At 57.0% G+C, this 16,930-nt stretch carries 14 protein-coding genes and 1 riboswitch; of the genes, 5 read left to right on the top strand and 9 right to left on the bottom strand.

What is annotated here, in order from left to right; translation table 11 throughout:
• The first annotated feature begins 112 nt into the window (after window positions 1-112).
• The 3 genes from CNE01S_RS01285 to arsA all read left to right on the top strand — a co-directional run bounded on the left by CNE01S_RS01285 (window position 113) and on the right by arsA (window position 2,884).
• On the top strand, window positions 113-658 hold the full coding sequence (locus tag CNE01S_RS01285) for a sigma-70 family RNA polymerase sigma factor (RefSeq protein WP_061272492.1): 546 nt from the start codon (window positions 113-115) through the stop codon (window positions 656-658).
• A 74-nt stretch (window positions 659-732) separates the two neighbouring features.
• The gene (locus CNE01S_RS01280) at window positions 733-1,095 is read left to right on the top strand and encodes an arsenic metallochaperone ArsD family protein (RefSeq protein ID WP_061272491.1); all 363 of its coding nucleotides are present in this window, start codon (window positions 733-735) and stop codon (window positions 1,093-1,095) included.
• A 19-nt stretch (window positions 1,096-1,114) separates the two neighbouring features.
• Window positions 1,115-2,884 carry an arsenical pump-driving ATPase gene (gene arsA / locus CNE01S_RS01275; protein WP_061272489.1) on the top strand — a complete coding sequence of 590 codons (1,770 nt, stop codon included), beginning with the start codon at window positions 1,115-1,117 and terminating at the stop codon, window positions 2,882-2,884.
• Between the two features lie 41 nt (window positions 2,885-2,925).
• Here the strand turns inward: arsA and crcB are convergent, their stop codons facing one another.
• From crcB to CNE01S_RS01230, 9 genes are all read right to left on the bottom strand, one after another.
• Window positions 2,926-3,303, bottom strand: a complete 378-nt coding sequence (crcB, locus tag CNE01S_RS01270; protein ID WP_061272486.1) for a fluoride efflux transporter CrcB — start codon at window positions 3,301-3,303, stop codon at window positions 2,926-2,928.
• A 96-nt stretch (window positions 3,304-3,399) separates the two neighbouring features.
• A riboswitch (Fluoride riboswitch) is annotated at window positions 3,400-3,469 on the bottom strand.
• Window positions 3,470-3,505: 36 nt separating this feature from the next.
• Window positions 3,506-3,934 (bottom strand): glutaredoxin-dependent arsenate reductase, encoded by a 429-nt coding sequence (gene arsC, locus CNE01S_RS01265; protein ID WP_061272484.1) that lies wholly within the window; start codon window positions 3,932-3,934, stop codon window positions 3,506-3,508.
• Between the two features lie 10 nt (window positions 3,935-3,944).
• Window positions 3,945-5,234 carry an arsenic transporter gene (locus CNE01S_RS01260; RefSeq protein WP_061272482.1) on the bottom strand — a complete coding sequence of 430 codons (1,290 nt, stop codon included), beginning with the start codon at window positions 5,232-5,234 and terminating at the stop codon, window positions 3,945-3,947.
• Window positions 5,235-5,303: 69 nt separating this feature from the next.
• Window positions 5,304-5,645 carry a metalloregulator ArsR/SmtB family transcription factor gene (locus CNE01S_RS01255; RefSeq protein WP_061272481.1) on the bottom strand — a complete coding sequence of 114 codons (342 nt, stop codon included), beginning with the start codon at window positions 5,643-5,645 and terminating at the stop codon, window positions 5,304-5,306.
• A gap of 132 nt (window positions 5,646-5,777) precedes the next feature.
• Window positions 5,778-6,455 (bottom strand): respiratory nitrate reductase subunit gamma, encoded by a 678-nt coding sequence (gene narI / locus CNE01S_RS01250; RefSeq protein ID WP_061272480.1) that lies wholly within the window; start codon window positions 6,453-6,455, stop codon window positions 5,778-5,780.
• The gene (gene narJ / locus CNE01S_RS01245; RefSeq protein WP_061272478.1) at window positions 6,455-7,159 is read right to left on the bottom strand and encodes a nitrate reductase molybdenum cofactor assembly chaperone; all 705 of its coding nucleotides are present in this window, start codon (window positions 7,157-7,159) and stop codon (window positions 6,455-6,457) included. Before narJ ends, narI begins: the two co-directional genes overlap by 1 nt.
• On the bottom strand, window positions 7,156-8,694 hold the full coding sequence (narH, locus tag CNE01S_RS01240) for a nitrate reductase subunit beta (protein WP_061272477.1): 1,539 nt from the start codon (window positions 8,692-8,694) through the stop codon (window positions 7,156-7,158). The genes narJ and narH overlap by 4 nt, the downstream gene beginning before the upstream one ends.
• On the bottom strand, window positions 8,691-12,437 hold the full coding sequence (locus CNE01S_RS01235; RefSeq protein WP_061272475.1) for a nitrate reductase subunit alpha: 3,747 nt from the start codon (window positions 12,435-12,437) through the stop codon (window positions 8,691-8,693). Before CNE01S_RS01235 ends, narH begins: the two co-directional genes overlap by 4 nt.
• A gap of 347 nt (window positions 12,438-12,784) precedes the next feature.
• Window positions 12,785-14,176: a NarK family nitrate/nitrite MFS transporter gene (locus CNE01S_RS01230; RefSeq protein WP_061272473.1), complete on the bottom strand. Its 1,392-nt coding sequence runs from the start codon at window positions 14,174-14,176 to the stop codon at window positions 12,785-12,787.
• A gap of 308 nt (window positions 14,177-14,484) precedes the next feature.
• Between CNE01S_RS01230 and narX the strand changes: the two genes are divergently transcribed.
• Window positions 14,485-16,278, top strand: coding sequence for a nitrate/nitrite two-component system sensor histidine kinase NarX (gene narX / locus CNE01S_RS01225; RefSeq protein WP_061272471.1), 1,794 nt, complete (start codon window positions 14,485-14,487; stop codon window positions 16,276-16,278).
• Entirely contained in the window at window positions 16,275-16,925 is a 651-nt protein-coding gene (gene narL / locus CNE01S_RS01220) for a two-component system response regulator NarL (protein WP_039303793.1), read from the top strand. Before narX ends, narL begins: the two co-directional genes overlap by 4 nt.
• Window positions 16,926-16,930 lie beyond the last annotated feature (5 nt).

Genomic DNA, 16,930 nt, shown 5'->3' with positions numbered 1-16,930 from the left:
CCCTCTCTCAGAAAAAAATCCAAACCTTCAAATTTGCACAATCTTCCAGTTCGCTTTCGGTCTCGCCTCGAACTGCGTTATGCTATTTCCGTATTCATTCAGAGGAAACAAGATGCCTGATATAACCGCCTTTAATAGCTGCATGACCCCTTTCTGGCGTCAGCATCAGGCCGAGCTGTATCATTTTTTGTTAGCCAAAACCGCCGATCCTGACAAAGCGGCAGACCTGCTGCAGGAACTGTTTTTAAAGGCTCGGGCGAACGCCGAAACATTCTGTGAGATGGATTATCCGTTAGCCTGGCTCTACCGAGCAGCCAGAAACCTGCTGATTGACAAGCATCGCCTGGACAAAGCGTTTGTTGAAGTCCCTGAATCACTGATTCACCAGCCACCCCAGGCTGAGCCCGTTGCCTCATTGGCGCGATGCCTGCCCGAAACGCTCCAGTCTCTTCCCGTCGACGAAGCCTGGCTTATTGAACAATGTGATATTTATCGCCGCCCCCAGAAGGAGGTTGCCGACGAGCTGAGCCTGACGCTGAGCGCTCTGAAATCCAGGCTGCTGCGCGCCAGATCCAGTCTCAGGCAAAAGCTGGTTGAGCTGTGTGACGTCGAAGCAGATGAGCATTCCCCCGTCTGCTGCCATAAAAAAATGCATTAATTTTTGCATCCTTTCCTGTCCTCGTTCGTTTACCTCAGTACCACACTTTGTGGCTTACTTTTGAGGCAAACAACATGTCCAGAATTGAAATTTATGAGGCTGCCGGATGCTGCGCGACCAGTAGCGTGAACGTGCAGCGATCGGACCTGCAGTGGAACGCCGATCTCGACTGGGCGAAGCAAAACGGTATCGCTATCCAGCGGTACAATCTGGCTAAAAATCCCGCCAGCTTTATCAACAATCCCATCGTGAAAAACGTCCTGAATGATGTTGGCTCGGGCGCGCTGCCCGTTGTCCTGGTAGATGGCGTCCTGGCGATGTCAGGCACGCGTCCCGCACGAGCGGATCTTGCCCGCTGGGCAAACGTCCCCTTCACCCAGGATTGGGAACAACACGACGCCGAACCCCGCTGCTGCACAATTCCCCGTCAGCCTTAACGCATCTCAGGAGCAAATTATGCAAATGTCTTTTTTAACCGACATCCCTCAGTTCATTTTCTTCACTGGCAAAGGCGGGGTAGGCAAAACATCTTTGGCCTGCGCTACCGCCGTCCGGCTTGCCGACAGCGGTAAACGCACGCTGCTGGTCAGTACCGATCCGGCTTCAAACGTGGGCCAGGTGTTCAATCAGCAGATCGGACATCGAATTGTGGCCGTGGCACAAGTGCCGGGTCTGGATGCGATGGAAGTCGATCCGCTCGCGGCCGCACAGGCCTATCGCGACCGGGTCCTTAATCCGGTACGAGACCAGATGCCGGCAGAGGTTGTGCGCAGCATAGAAGAGCAGCTTTCAGGCTCCTGCACGACCGAAATAGCCGCTTTTGACGAGTTCACCGCGCTATTGACCAGCGAAATATTGCGCGAGAAATACCAGCACATTGTTTTCGACACGGCGCCAACCGGGCACACAATCCGCATGCTCGAACTGCCGGGCGCATGGAGCGGTTATCTGGAGGCCAACCCGGACGCGGCGGCAAACCTTGGTCCACTGGTTGGGCTTGAAAAACAGCAACACCAATATGCAAACGCGGTCACCGCCCTGGCGGATGAAAACCTGACGCGTCTGGTGCTGGTCGCACGCGCGCAAATCTCCACGCTGAAAGAGGTTTCGCACACCCACGACGAACTTGCTCAACTGGGTTTGAAACACCAGCATCTCGCCATTAACGGCGTGCTGACGCCACAGCCGGATGAGCACGACCCGCTGGCGCAAAGTATTCTGGCGCGGGAAGAGAGAGCCCTCAGCGAGATGCCTGAAAACCTGATGTCTTTGCCACAAACTAAGCTGCCGCTGAAGTCGTTTAACCTGGTTGGGGTGGAAGCGCTAAGAGCATTACTAAATCCTGAGGAAGAGATAATAACCGGATCTTTCATAGCAGAACCGTGGAACGATCTCGCCCTGCCTCCGCTTTCCACTCTGGTGGAAGAATTAAGTCTTGCAGGTAACGGCCTGGTAATGACGATGGGCAAAGGCGGCGTAGGAAAAACCACGCTGGCAGCTTCCCTCGCCGTCTCATTGGCCAGTCGAGGGCATAATGTTCATCTGACAACCTCCGACCCGGCGGCGCATCTTTCTTACACCCTTGCGGATGCGATGCCAGGCCTGACGGTGAGCAGAATCGATCCTAAAGCAGAAACCGAGCGCTACCGCCGTTATGTGATGGACAATCAGGGCAAAGATCTTGATGACGCCGGGCGAGCCGTACTGGAAGAGGATCTGCGCTCCCCTTGCACTGAAGAAATTGCGGTATTCCAGGCTTTCTCGCGGATCATCAAAGAGGCGAATGACCATTTTGTGATTATGGACACCGCGCCCACCGGGCACACACTTTTGCTGCTGGATGCCTCAGGCAACTACCACAAAGAGATGGTGCGCCAGATGGGCAATACTGAAGAACGCTATCTCACGCCGATAATGCAGTTGCAGGACCCGGAGCAAACGAAGGTGATTATCGTCACGCTGGCGGAAACGACCCCGATGCTGGAGGCAGCAAACCTGCAGGACGATCTGCGGCGAGCGGAGATTGAACCCTGGGCATGGATCATTAACAACAGCATTGCCGCTGCCCGGCCTTCATCTCCACTGCTGAAAGCCAGAGCCAGCCGAGAAATATCAATTATTCAGCAAATTCAGAACGGACATGCCAGACGTATAGCCCTTACGCCGCTTCAGCATGAAGAACCGGTGGGCATTGAACGCCTGAAGAAACTGAGCGGGAGGCGCTAATACTTAACAATACGGACTCAGGCAACCTGAGTCCGTTGACGTTACATCACTGCATTAATGATGAAGAAACCGACCGCGGTCATTAATAATGACCCCATCACATGAGCGAAAACAGACGCCATCGCCCAGACATAATTCCCGCCCTGCAGCAGCGAAAATAGCTCAACAGAAAATGTTGAGAAGGTGCTCATGCCGCCGCACAGGCCGGTGGTGATCAGCAGCTTCCAGGTGGGATCAAGCTGAGGCTGGCGCAGAAAGAAAGCCAGCGCGCCGCCAATGATCAACCCGGCCAGCAGGTTGACCGCCAGCGTGCCGAGAGGCAACTGAGGAAAAAGGCCGTTAAGACGCAACGCAAGTAGCCAGCGAATAACGCACCCCGCCGAGCCGCCAACAATAACTGCAAAAAGTGGTTTAACCATATTTTCCTCAAAACTATCTTATCGATACGGTCAGGGAAGCATGCAGAGCCGGGGGGTAAACGTTGACCAGCCTGACATGCCTCTTGGATTAAAAGAGTCATACCAGGCGTCATCAGCCTCCGAACGAGGCGGTTGGGGAAGGTGGAACGCCATCACCTTGCGAAGGCATTCTACCCTTTCCTTTTTCGGTTTCAAGCGTGTTTTACGGTTTCAGGCGCTGGCCGCGCACATCCACAACCTGCTCGCCGTCTTCCTTGCTGAACGCGCCCCGCTGTGTCTCAGGCAGGATATCCAGCACACGCTCAGAAGGACGGCAAAGCCTGGTGCTCAGCTCGCTGACCACGATCGGCCGGTTAATTAACAGCGGGTACTGCACCATAAAGTCGATCAACTGCTCGTCGCTGAATTGCCCTTCCCCAAGCCCCAGCGTCTCATAAGGCTCAACGTTTTTACGCAGTAATTCGCGGGCGCTAATCGCCATGTCGGCAAGCAGCCCGGTAAGTTCCTCGCGGGACGGAGGCGTTTCCAGGTAATAGATAATCGTGGGCTCCGTCCCGCTGTTGCGGATCATCGCCAGCGTGTTGCGAGACGTGCCGCACTCAGGATTGTGGTAAATCGTTATTTTGCTCATAGACGGTAACTCAGTGAGAGAAAGAAAGTCGCAGGGCAAGCGCCGCGAGCGTGACAAACAGCACCGGCAGCGTCATCACAATGCCGGTACGGAAGTAGTAGCCCCAGCTGATAGTCAGCTTCTTCTGCGCGAGAACGTGCAGCCACAGCAGCGTGGCCAGACTGCCAATCGGCGTGATTTTAGGACCGAGGTCGCAGCCGATCACATTGGCGTAAATCATCGCTTCTTTAATCAGGCCACCGGCGCTACTGCCCTCAATGGACAAGGCCCCGACCAGCACCGTGGGCATATTGTTCATCACTGATGACAGGAACGCCGTGATAAAGCCCGTGCCCAGCGTTGCCGTCCAAAGCCCATGCTGTGCCATGATGTTAAGCAAACTCGAAAGCTGGTCGGTCAAACCGGCGTTGCGCAGGCCATAAACCACCAGGTACATTCCCAGCGAGAAAATAACAATCTGCCAGGGCGCTCCGCGCAGAACTTTACCGGTATTAATCGCCTGCCCTTTTTTCGCCACCGCCAGCAAAATCAGAGCCCCTACTGCGGCAATCGCGCTGACCGGGATCCCCAGCGGCTCCAGGGCAAAAAAGCCCACCAGCAACAGCACAAGTACAACCCAACCGGCCTTAAAGGTGGCCGGATCTTTGATGGCGCTGGCAGGCGTTTTCAGCAGCCCAAGGTCGTAGGCCCGTGGAATATCTTTGCGAAAAAACAGATGCAGCATGGCAAGCGTGGCAGCAATTGCCGCGAGGTTGACCGGCACCATCACCGAAGCGTATTCGCTGAACCCAAGCTGGAAGAAGTCTGCGGAAACGATGTTGACCAGGTTTGAGACGATCAGCGGCAGGCTTGCCGTGTCGGCGATAAAACCCGCGGCCATCACAAACGCCAGCGTCGCGCCAGGGCTGAACCCCAGCGCCAGCAGCATCGCGATAACAATCGGCGTCAGAATAAGCGCCGCGCCGTCATTCGCAAACAGCGCCGCCACGGTTGCACCCAGCAGCACAATCCAGGTAAACAGCAGCCGCCCATGCCCCTTTCCCCAGCGGGCAACGTGCAGCGCCGCCCATTCAAAAAAGCCCGACTCGTCCAGCAGCAGACTAATAATAATCACCGCGATAAAGGTCGCCGTAGCGTTCCAGACAATCGCCCACACCACGGGGATATCGGCCAGCTGAACCACGCCGGTGGCTAACGCCAGCCCGGCGCCTAGCATCGCACTCCAGCCAATCCCCAACCCACGCGGCTGCCAGATAACCAGCACCAGGGTGAGAATAAATATTGCTCCAGCTAAAAACATATGCACTCAGTCCCCATTATCATTGCAAAATTCACATTCGAAAAAACAGATATATTGAGTTAAATTTTTTTACTGGCAAAGCGCCATAGCCCCGCTCGCCTCTATGCGTTTCAAACGCTCCAGCACTTCATGCCCCTGGCTTTGCCAGGCCTGCTCAATCACCGCTGCAGCCCAGGCGGGCATATGCGGTGAAAGGCGATAGTAAACCCATTTCCCCTCTCTTCTGTCCTGCAGCAAACCGCCCTCGCGCAGCATAGCCAGATGCCGGGAGACCTTAGGCTGCGGCAGATCCAGCACGGCAGTCAATTCGCAGACGCAAAGCTCGCGCTTCGCCCTCAGCAGCAGGGTAATAGCCAGCCGGGTCTCTTCCGAAAGATGCTTAAAAAGCTGTAAAGGCGTTAACGCAGTCATGATTGAGTCCTGTAAATAAACTCCGCCATAGTAAAACTCAGGCCGATAAAGTCAACATACACATTCGAAAAATCGCATTTGTTCATCGCAAAAAAACCCGGCATAAACCGGGCTTTTGATGATACAGAAGAACTAACGGCGGGCGCGAACAATCTGGTATTTGCGCGTCAGGTACTCCACCGGCGCGCTCCAGATATGCACCAGGCGGGAGAACGGGAACAACAGGAACAGCGTCATCCCCAGCACCAGATGGACGCGGAAGATAAACGCCACGCCGTCCAGGAATTCCGAAGCCCCGCCGCGGAAGGTCACCACGTGCTGCGCCCAGTTCACCAGTTTCATCATTTCGCTGCCGTCCATATGCTGGGCGGAGAACGGAATAGTGCCCAGGCCCAGCGCGCACTGGACCATCAGCAGGCTTAGGATCAGAATATCGGCCCCGGTCGTGGTGGCACGAACGCGCGGGCTGAACAGGCGACGCTTCAGCAGCAGCAGGCCGCCCACCAGCGTCATCACGCCGCTCGCGCCCCCGGCAAACATGGCCATTTTCTGTTTAATTTCCAGCGGTAAAAACGCCTCGTACATCCAGTGCGGCGTCAGCATCCCGAGGAAGTGCCCGGCAAAAATCCCAAGAATGCCGAAATGAAACAGGTTTGAAGCCAGATTCATACCTTTGCGATCCAGCATCTGGCTAGAAGCTGCCCGCCAGGTATACTGCCCGTAGTCATAGCGAAGCCAGCTGCCAATCAGGAAAACGGCACCGCAAAGGTACGGGTAGATATCAAAGAAGAAGACGTTGAGAAAATGCATTATTTCCCTCCTGCTATATTCAGGTACTGCGGAGCCACCGCCCCGGCAAAACGACGCTGGTGCGCGGTAATTTCAGTCTCTCCGCAGCTGTCGTCGGCCATGAATTTCACCTGCTCCTCCTCCCACACCGCGTCCAGCGCCTGCGGGGTGTCGTCGCGCGCTTCATTAGCAATCTGCTGGCGAACGGTTTCCACGCTGACGCTGCTTTCAGAAAGGGCAATCAGCAGGTCGAACAGCAGCGCATAGTCGCTTTCACGCTGCTTCAAGCGAGCGCTGAGCAGGGCCAGGATTGGCGCGATGTCCTGTAGCCCGCCCTGCGCTTCTGCCGGCGTGCGCTGGGACAGATATTCCAGGTACAGCGGCAGATGGTCCGGCAGCTCGTGGCTGTCTATTTCCAGCCCCGCCTGCTGATACTGGTTCATCAGGTTAACCATCGCCTGGCCACGATCGCGTGATTCACCGTGAACGTGTTCGAACAGCAGCAGCGACGTTGCCCGGCCGCGATCGAACAGTTCGCTGTAGCTGGATTGCGCATCCAGCAGCTCACGCTGGCAGAGTGAATCGATATACCTGTCCAGATCGCCACGTTGCTTTTCCGTCAAGGCATCGCTCTGCGCAAGGGCTTCATGCAGTTCCTGGTGATGCTGCCACAGGGCAGCATCCGGGTACTCCAGCAGGCGGGAGATAATCAGTAATTCAATCATGGGTGCGGCTCCGTTTTGCTCGAAACGTCGATAGCGTCAATCCGGCGGCTGTTGAACAAATTGAATTTAGTGTCGCTCCCGTGGCAGCCGTCGCCGAAGCTAAAGCCGCAGCCGCTGTGCTCAGGGAAGGTTTCCGCCGCCAGCTCGCGGTGGCTGGTCGGCACCACAAAACGATCTTCGTAGTTGGCGATAGCCAGGTAACGGTACATCTCCTGCGCCTGAGCTTCGGTTAACCCCACCTCTTCCAGCGCGCGGGTATCAGTCACGCCTTCAACGGTTTCAGCACGTTTGTAGTGGCGCATCGCCATCATGCGTTTCAGCGCCCGCAGTACCGGTGCCGTGTCCCCGGCGGTCAGCAGGTTGGCCAGGTACTCCACAGGAATACGCAGGCTTTCGACGTCAGGCAGAATGCCGGTATGCGGCAGCTGGCCCGCATCGCTTGCGGACTGAATCGGCGACAGCGGCGGCACATACCAGACCATCGGCAGCGTGCGGTATTCCGGGTGCAGCGGCAGCGCCAGCTTCCAGTCCATCGCCATTTTGTAAACCGGAGACTGCTGCGCAGCGGCGATCACGCCCTGAGGGATCCCGTCTTTCAGCGCCTGCGCAATAACCGCCGGATCGTTCGGATCGAGGAACACATCCAGCTGGCGCTGATACAGATCTTTCTCGTTTTCCGTGCTGGCCGCCTGTTCAATCGCATCCGCGTCGTACAGCAGCACGCCGAGGTAGCGAATGCGCCCTACGCAGGTTTCGGAACACACCGTTGGCATCCCGGCTTCAATGCGCGGGTAGCAGAAGATGCACTTCTCTGATTTGCCGCTTTTCCAGTTGAAGTAGATTTTTTTGTACGGACAGCCGGTGATGCACATCCGCCAGCCGCGGCATTTATCCTGGTCAATAAGGACAATCCCGTCTTCCTCACGCTTGTAGATAGCCCCGCTCGGGCAGGTCGCCACGCAGGCCGGGTTCAGGCAGTGCTCGCACAGGCGCGGCAGGTACATCATGAAGGTGTTTTCGAACTGGCCGTACATCGCCTTTTGCATATTGACGAAGTTCTGGTCCTGCGCGCGTTTTTCAAACTCTCCGCCAAGCAGCTCTTCCCAGTTCGGGCCTGCTTCGATTTTGTTCATTCGCTGGCCGGTAATCAGCGAGCGAGGGCGAGCCACCGGCTGCGCTTTGCTGCCTTCCGGCGCGGTATGCAGGTTCTGGTAGTCGTAGTCGAACGGCTCGTAATAATCATCAATGCCCGGTAAATGCGGGTTAGCGAAGATTTTACCCAGCAGCATCGCGCGGTTGCCCATGCGCGGCTGTAGCTTGCCGTTGATTTTGCGGATCCAGCCGCCCTTCCATTTTTCCTGGTTTTCCCAGTCAGTCGGGTAGCCAAGGCCGGGTTTGGTTTCCACGTTGTTAAACCACGCGTACTCCGTCCCTTCGCGGCTGGTCCAGACGTTTTTGCAGGTCACCGAGCAGGTATGGCAGCCGATGCATTTATCCAGATTCAGCACCATGCCAATTTGTGAACGAATTTTCATTTTACGCTCTCCTGTACCTGGTCATTGCCTTCGCCGTCTAACCAGTTAATCTCTTTCATCTTGCGAACCACCACGAATTCATCGCGGTTAGAACCGACCGTGCCGTAATAGTTAAAGCTGTAAGCCAGCTGCGCGTAGCCCCCAATCATATGGGTCGGCTTCAGCGTGATACGGGTAACCGAGTTATGAATACCGCCGCGCTGGCCGGTAATTTCAGAGCCCGGCAGGTTCATGATGCGTTCCTGCGCGTGGTACATCATGGTCATCCCGGCCGGGACACGCTGGCTCACCACTGCCCGCGCCGTCAGCGCGCCGTTTTTGTTAAACACTTCAACCCAGTCGTTATCGGCAATAGCTATCTCTTTCGCGTCGGCCTCGCACAGCCAGATGATCGGCCCCCCACGCCCCAGCGTCAGCATCAACAGGTTGTCGCTGTAGGTGGAGTGAATGCCCCACTTCTGGTGCGGCGTCAGGAAGTTAAGCGCTTTTTCCGGGTTGCCGTTGGACTTGTGGCCCATCATGCCGTCCACGGAACGGGTATCGATTGGCGGACGGTACACCACCAGGCTCTCGCCAAAGTCGCGCATCCACTGATGATCCTGATACAGCTGCTGGCGGCCAGACAGGGTGCGCCACGGGATCAGCTCATGGACGTTGGTATATCCGGCGTTGTAAGACACATGCTCATCTTCCAGGCCGGACCAGGTCGGGCTTGAGATGATTTTGCGCGGCTGAACCTGAATATCGCGGAAGCGAATCTTCTCTTCTTCTTTTGGTCGCGCGAGGTGCGTGTGGTCGCGGCCGGTAAATTCGCCGAGCGCGGCCCAGGCCTTCACCGCTACCTGGCCGTTGGTTTCAGGCGCAAGGCTGAGCACCATTTCGGCAGCGTCAATCGCCGTGTTGATCATCGGCTGGCCTTTGGCCGGGCCGTCGGTCTTCACGTAATTGAGCTTGCGCAGGAACTCGACTTCTTTCTCGGTATTCCAGCTAATGCCTTTCCCGCCGTTACCCATTTTTTCCAGCAGCGGTCCGACGGAGGTAAAGCGCTCATACGTCGCCGGATAGTCGCGCTCAACGGCAATAATGTGCGGCGCGGTTTTACCTGGGATCAGGTCACATTCGCCCTTCTTCCAGTCCATCACGCCATACGGCTGAGCCAGTTCAGCGGCGGAATCATGCTGAATCGGCAACGTCACAACATCGGTTTCTTTGCCGAGGTGGCCGACGCAAACTTCAGAGAATTTCTTCGCGATCCCTTTGTAGATTTCCCAGTCGCTCTTTGACTCCCAGCAAGGGTCTACTGCGGCAGAGAACGGGTGAATAAACGGATGCATATCCGAAGTATTCAGATCCTCTTTCTCATACCAGGTGGCGGTCGGCAGCACGATGTCGGAATATAAACAGGTGCTCGACAGGCGGAAGTCCAGAGTAACCACCAGATCCAGCTTGCCGTCCAGGCCGTTATCGACCCACTCCACCTCTTCCGGCATCAGCCCGCCTTCCTGGCCCAGGTCTTTGCCCTGAATGCCGTGCTCGGTGCCCAGCAGGTATTTGAGCATGAACTCATGCCCCTTCCCGGAGGAGCCCAGCAGGTTGGAGCGCCAGATAAACATGTTGCGCGGATGGTTATAGCCGGAGTCCGGCTGCTCTGCCGCAAAGCGAATGCCGCCAGATTTAAGCTGTTCGACGGTGTAATCCACCGGCGACATCCCGGCCTCTTTCGCCCGGTCAGCAATGCGTAGCGGGTTAGTCCCGAGCTGCGGCGCAGACGGCAGCCAGCCCATACGTTCAGCGCGCACGTTGAAGTCAATCAGGTGGCCGGTATAGCGGGATTTATCCGCCAGCGGCGAGAGGAATTCGTCCGCAGTGACCGTCTCGTAGCGCCACTGGCTGGAGTGGTTATAGAAGTAGGAGGTGCTGTTCATGTGGCGCGGCGGGCGCTGCCAGTCGAGGGCAAACGCCAGCGGCATCCAGCCGGTTTGCGGGCGCAGTTTTTCCTGGCCGACGTAGTGGCCCCAGCCGCCGCCGCTCTGTCCGATGCTGCCGCAGAAGATCAGCATATTGATAAGCCCACGATAGGCCATATCCATGTGGAACCAGTGGTTCACCCCTGCGCCAACGATAATCATCGAGCGGCCGTGGGTTTTGTCTGCGTTATCGGCAAACTCGCGGGCAATGCGCACGATATCCTGGCGAGGCACGCCGGTGATCTGCTCGGCCCACGCTGGGGTATAAGCCTTCATTTCATCGTAGCTGCTGGCGCAGTTTTCATCGTTCAGACCACGATCCAGGCCATAGTTAGCCATCGTGAGATCGTAAACCGTTGCCACCAGCGCGCTTGAGCCGTCAGCCAGCTGCAGGCGTTTAACCGGCAGTTTATGCAGCAGGACGTCTTTCAGTTTGACGTTATCGAAATGTTCGGTGCTTTCACCGCCAAAGTACGGGAAACCTACCTCGGCAACTTCATCGTGGCTGCCCAGCAGGCTTAAGCGCAGCGCGGTTTCCTCTCCGCTGCTGCCGTCACGCTGCTCGAGGTTCCACTTGCCTTTTTCACCCCAGCGGAAGCCGATGGATCCATTAGGCGCGACCAGTTCACCGCTCTGATCGGCCAGCGCAACGGTTTTCCACTGCGGATTATTTTCCTGACCAAGACTGTCGACCAGGTCTGCCGCACGAAGCAAATTCGCGGGCGCATAGAATCCGTCGCGCTCTTCCAGCGTCACCAGCATCGGCATATCGGTGTAGCGACGAACGTAGTCGGTGAAGTACTGGCTAGGGTTGTCGAGGTGGAACTCGCGCAGCATGACGTGGCCCATCGCCATCGCCATCGCGGCATCGGTCCCCTGCTTCGGCGCCAGCCATTGGTCGCAAAGCTTGGAGATTTCCGCATAGTCCGGCGTGACGGCAACGGTCTTGGTGCCTTTATAGCGAACTTCGGTGAAGAAGTGGGCGTCCGGGGTACGCGTCTGCGGGACGTTAGAGCCCCAGGCAATGATGTAGCCGGCGTTGTACCAGTCCGCAGACTCAGGCACGTCGGTCTGCTCGCCCCAGGTCTGCGGAGACGCAGGCGGCAGGTCGCAGTACCAGTCGTAGAAGCTCATGCAGGTGCCGCCGATCAGCGACAGATAGCGGGTGCCTGCGGCGTAAGAAACCATCGACATCGCAGGAATAGGCGAGAAGCCGGTGATGCGGTCCGGGCCGTAGGTTTTTGCGGTATAGACGTTCGCGGCAGCAATCAGCTCGTTAACCTCTTCCCAGCTTGAACGAACAAATCCTCCGCGTCCGCGAGCCTGTTTGTAGCTTTTGGCTTTTTCAGGATCGTTAATGATGGATGCCCAGGCGTCGACCGGATCGTTATGCTGCGTTTTCGCTTCGCGCCATAGCTTGATCAGGCGTTTACGCATCTGCGGGTATTTCAGGCGGTTAGCGCTGTAGAGATACCAGGAATAGCTTGCGCCGCGCGGGCAGCCGCGAGGTTCGTGATTCGGCATATCCGGGCGGGTACGCGGGTAATCAGTTTGCTGGGTTTCCCAGGTCACCAGGCCGCTTTTGACATAAATCTTCCAGCTGCAGGAGCCGGTACAGTTTACGCCGTGCGTCGAGCGCACCACTTTGTCGTGCTGCCAACGCTGGCGATACCCTTCTTCCCAGTCGCGATTGGTATCGAGTAGCTGGCCGTGTCCATTGGCAAAGGTTTCTCCCTTCTGCCTGAAGTAACGAAACCGGTCGAGGAACTTGCTCATCGGGATACTCCTGATGTGGAGCCTGGTGGCTCTTCTGGTGAAATCGACATTGCTTGATGCCCGAGACGGTAACGCCTCGAAAGAAGGGGATTTTTGATAACGATCAACTGCTCCCGGTGTGTTTTTTTGCCCTCAGCTCGCTTCTACCACCAAAGTGTAACCCCTCAAAATTAATTAACTAACTGAATAAAAACATAAAAAAAACCAAACCTATCGGAGAAGGAGTAGAAGTAAGCCGGGTTTGGGTATTAAGGGGTAGACGGCGAAATAACCGTCCCTGACAACATGACGGGCAAAAAAAAGCGCGACCGAAGCCGCGCAAAGGGATAACCAAAAAGGTCAAAGCATTAGCGTGCGGATTTACGGCCGTAAACGGCCCAGGTGATAACCACACACACGATATAAAAGACAAGGAACAGCTTCATCGCCCCGGCAGGCGAGCCGGTGAGCGCCAGGGAGGTGCCGAAAGCTTTAGGGATAAAGAACCCACCGATAGCCCCGATAGCCGAAATAAAGCCCAGCGCTGCGGCGGTATCCGTGGCGGCTTCGCGCAAAGCGGCTTCATCGCTACCGCCGGCGGCTTTCACTCTGTCCATCGTCAGCTTGCGGAAAATCACCGAGATCATCTGGAAGGTCGAGCCACTGCCCAGCCCGGCCGTCAGGAACAGCATCAGGAACACGCCGAAGAAGGCGATAAAGTTCCCGCCCTGGCCGTTGGTCGGCAGCGTGGTGAACAGCAGCGCGCTGAAAATCGCCATCAGTATAAAGTTATACAGCGAAACTCTGGTGCCGCCCCAGCGGTCGGAAATTGCCCCACCGGCAGAGCGCGCCAGCGCGCCAAACAGCGGGCCAAAGAAGGCAAAGTGCAGGATGTTGACGTCCGGGAACTGGGTTTTTGACAGCATTGCAAACCCGGCAGAGAAACCGATGAATGAGCCAAAAGTCGCCAGATACAGCAGGCCGAGGACCCAAAGATGGCCACGTTTAAGCACCGGCAGCTGTTCACGCAGGGAAGCTTTTGACGCCGAAAGATCGTTCATTCCGAACCAGGCTGCCAGGGTGAAAACGGCCAGGAACGGCACCCAAATCCACGCTGCATTTTCAAGGAACAGCATGGTGCCGTCGCCCTGCTCAACGCCTTTGCCGCCGAAAACGGCAAACATCGACAGGGAGATAACCAACGGGGCCACGAGCTGCATCACGCTGACGCCCATATTGCCCAGCCCGCCGTTAATTCCCAGCGCGCCGCCCTGCTTTGCCTTCGGGAAGAAGAAGCTGATGTTGGCCATACTGGAAGCAAAGTTCGCCCCGGCGAAACCGCACAGCAGCGAGATACAAATGAAGGTGTTAAACGAGGTGCTGGTGTCCTGCACGGCAAAGCCCAGCCAGACGCAAGGAATAATTAAAATCCCCGTGCTGAACGCCGTCCAGCGGCGGCCACCAAAGACCGGCACCATGAAGGAATACGGCACGCGCAGCAGCGCCCCAGAAACGGAAGGTAACGCCGTGAGCATAAACAGCTGGTCGGTGGTAAAAGAAAAGCCGACTTTATTCAAATTCACCGCCACCGCGCTGAACAGCATCCAGACGCAGAAGGCCAGCAGCAGGCTGGGAACGGAAATCCACAGGTTACGGCTGGCGATCCGGTGGCCCTTTTGCTGCCAAAACTGCGGATCTTCCGGCCGCCAGTCGGTAATCAGTGCGCCCGACGACTTCTCGGTAACGGGAGACTGTGACATAAACACCTCATTTCGTGTGAGTAAATGCCGCAACCTTAGGGTTCCTGCGTGGAGATTAGTTGATGTAAATCAAGGGATAATCTATCTCTCCGGCGGGCAAAAATGCCCCCTCATTCTTTGTGAGTAATCTTCTGGCAAAAAAATAACGTGATTTATCACATCCCTGCGGCGCTTGCTGTCCACAGAACACAACCCTCTGCCACCTTTGGCAATTTAGGGGTAATCCTTAGGGGGTATGGGTATACTCCAGGTGTTGGCCGAAAATAGCGCCACTCGTCATCCTTACCGCCTCAGGAGCCCGTGCGCCAATGCTAAAACGCCTGTTTTCTCCCCTTTCGCTGGTCAATCAGCTCGCGCTGGTCGTCATGCTGCTGGCGATTATCAGCGTGGCGGGAATGGCGGCTGCCGGCTGGCTGGCCCAGGGGATCTCGGGCAATGCCCACGCGATCAATAAAACGGGCTCAATGCGCATGCAGAGCTATCGCCTGCTGGCGGCCATACCGCTGACGGAGCAGGACAAGGTGTTGCTTCGTGAAATGGAGCAAACCACATGGAGTGACGAGCTGCACCTTGCCGCCGAACGCGACGGGCAGCAGGCCAAACTTCAGCAACTGCAAGAATACTGGCGCAGCACGCTTGAACCCGCGCTGATTGCCGCCCAAACGCCGCAGCAGGTGAAACCCGCCGTCGCCCATTTTGTGGCCAGCATTGATGAACTCGTCAGCTCCTTTGACCGCACCACGGAGATGCGCCTGCATCACGTAATTTTGCTGCAGCAGGGTATGGCGGTGTTACTCGCGTTATTGATCGTCTTTACCCTGATTTGGTTACGCAAAAGATTACTCCGCCCGTGGCGTCAGCTGCTGGCGATGGCCACGGCCATTGGCCAACGGGACTTCACCCAGCGCGTGAACGTTCGCGGGCGCGACGAAATGGCCACGCTTGGGATCGCGCTGAACAGCATGTCCAGCGAACTGGCGCAAAGCTACGCCGTGCTCGAGCGCCGGGTCAGAGAGAAAACCGCCGGCCTTGAGCAAAAAAATCAGATGCTCTCCTTCCTCTACGAGGCGAACCGCCGCCTGCACGCTCAGGCCCCGCTGTGCCAGCGAATCTCCCCCGTGCTGAGCGAGCTACAGGTATTAACGCCGCTGCTGGGCATCGTGCTGCGGGTTTATGAGTACGAAGATGAAGAGAATTACCAGGAATATACTTTCCAGCCGGATGCGCACTGCGATGCCCAAGGCTGCCAGCTGTGCCCGGATGCCGGGGCAGCGCTGCCGCAGGAAACCACCACCCTGAAATGGCGGCTCACGGACAATCATATTCATTACGGTCTGGTGCTGGCCCAGCTGCCTTTTGGCAAGATACTGACCGAAGACCAGCAGCAGCTCATCGCCACCCTGATGGAACAGCTCACCGCCACGCTTGCCATGGAGCGCCAGTATGAACACCAGCAGCAACTCGTCGTGATGGAAGAGCGCTCTGCCATCGCCAGGGAACTGCACGACTCCATCGCCCAGTCGCTTTCCTGTATGAAGATGCAGGTCAGTTGCCTGCAAATGCAGGGCAAAGCGCTGCCGGAGGAAAGCCGGACGCTGCTGGAGCAAATTCGCGGCGAGCTGAATACCTCCTGGCGGCAACTGCGAGAGCTGCTGACCACCTTCCGCCTGCAGCTGACCGAGCCGGGACTGCGGCCTGCGCTAGAGGCCAGTTGCCAGGAGTTCAGCGATAAACTGGGCTTCCCGGTGGCCCTGGATTACCAGCTCCCGCCGCGCCTGGTCCCTTCCCATCAGGCGATCCATTTAGTGCAGATTGCCCGCGAAGCGTTAAACAATAGCTTAAAACATGCCGACGCCAGCGCCTGCGGCATTAGCGCCACCCGCCAGGGGAATCAGGTTCGCCTGGTGGTGTGGGACAACGGCCGGGGGATCTCCGGCAGCGGCGAGCGCAGCAATCATTACGGCCTTATTATCATGCGCGACCGCGCCCAAACCTTGCAGGGTGACTGCCAGGTTCGCCCCCGCCCCTGCGGCGGCACCGAAGTGGTCGTCAATTTCATCCCCGAAGCACCGCTTTCTTCCGTAACAAGGAGCGAAGAATGAGCAATCAGGAAGCAGCAACCATTTTGCTGATAGACGATCATCCCATGATGCGTACAGGCGTTAAGCAACTCATTAGCATGGCGCCAGAGCTGGCCGTCATCGGTGAGGCCGGCAGCGGCGAACAGGGCGTACAGCTTGCCGAAGCGCTCGATCCCGACCTGATTCTGCTCGACCTGAACATGCCGGGCATGAACGGGCTGGAGACGCTTGACTGCCTGCGCGAAAAAGCGCTGTCGGGGCGCATTGTTGTGTTCACCGTTTCGAACCATGAAGAAGATGTGGTCACCGCCCTTAAGCGCGGCGCGGATGGCTATTTGCTGAAAGACATGGAGCCGGAAGACTTGCTCAAAGCCCTGCAACAGGCCGCGGCGGGGGAAATGGTACTCAGCGAGGCGCTAACACCGGTGCTGGCGGCAAGCTTGCGGGCCAACCGCGCCACCTCCGACCGCGACGTTAATCAGCTCACGCCGCGGGAACGCGATATCCTGAAGCTGATCGCTCAGGGTCTGCCCAACAAGATGATCGCCCGTCGCCTGGATATCACCGAAAGTACGGTGAAGGTACACGTCAAACACCTGCTGAAGAAAATGAAGCTCAAATCCCGGGTGGAAGCCGCCGTTTGGGTGCACCAGGACCGTATTTTCTAATGCCA

Source organism: Cedecea neteri NBRC 105707 = ATCC 33855, from assembly GCF_001571265.1.
Taxonomy (GTDB): domain Bacteria; phylum Pseudomonadota; class Gammaproteobacteria; order Enterobacterales; family Enterobacteriaceae; genus Cedecea; species Cedecea neteri.
This window is presented reverse-complemented; position numbering and strand designations above follow the sequence as displayed.